Origin of the sequence: Lentibacillus salicampi (genome assembly GCF_004565465.1) — a bacterium.
Lineage (GTDB): Bacteria > Bacillota > Bacilli > Bacillales > Amphibacillaceae > Lentibacillus > Lentibacillus salicampi.
In genome coordinates this window covers 1-537 of the sequence record NZ_SRHY01000133.1, presented here as the reverse complement: position 1 = coordinate 537, position 537 = coordinate 1, and the positions used below count along the sequence as shown (strand labels likewise).

2 protein-coding genes are annotated in these 537 nt (G+C 45.4%); both read left to right on the top strand.

What is annotated here, in order from left to right; genetic code table 11:
- On the top strand, positions 1-250 hold a 250-nt coding region (locus E4U82_RS20515; protein WP_167751521.1), incomplete at its 5' end, for a transposase.
- A gap of 17 nt (positions 251-267) precedes the next feature.
- A partial coding sequence (locus tag E4U82_RS20510; RefSeq protein WP_425339548.1) for a transposase occupies positions 268-537 on the top strand: 270 nt, incomplete at its 3' end.

Below are 537 nucleotides of genomic sequence, written 5' to 3'. Positions count from 1 at the left end.
CGTTCCTTATACAACAGCGGAAAGATATTATAAAAATGGGCTTCAGGCAGACAGAGAGCGCACACAAGCAACGTGTATCCAAGATGCGATAGAACGTGACCGGCTGGTGCTGGGCATTGATGATTTTGCGGTTCGTAAGGGGCATACTTATAACACCGGCATTCATGACCTAAAAGGGGGAAGTTTTCTTGACATCATCTCTGGACGTACAACAGAGGATTTGCAGGATTACCGGATATTCATGCGCTGAACCCGATCGCAGTGGTCATGGATATGAGCTATACTTATCATCAGTTTGTCAAAGAAACCTTTCCACAAGCCATTCGCATCGCTGATCGTTTCCATGTCAATCGTTACGTGACCAATGCCATGCACGAGGTACGTAAAGAGGTTCAAAAGACGCTTTCTTCTCAAGCGCGCAAACAACTGAAGCGCCATCATCGTCTGCTGGAAAAACGCTGTGACATGCTAACGACCAAAGAGGAGGCTATTGTTGAGGCCATTTTGAAATATGATGAAAGGCTAAAATCTGCATAT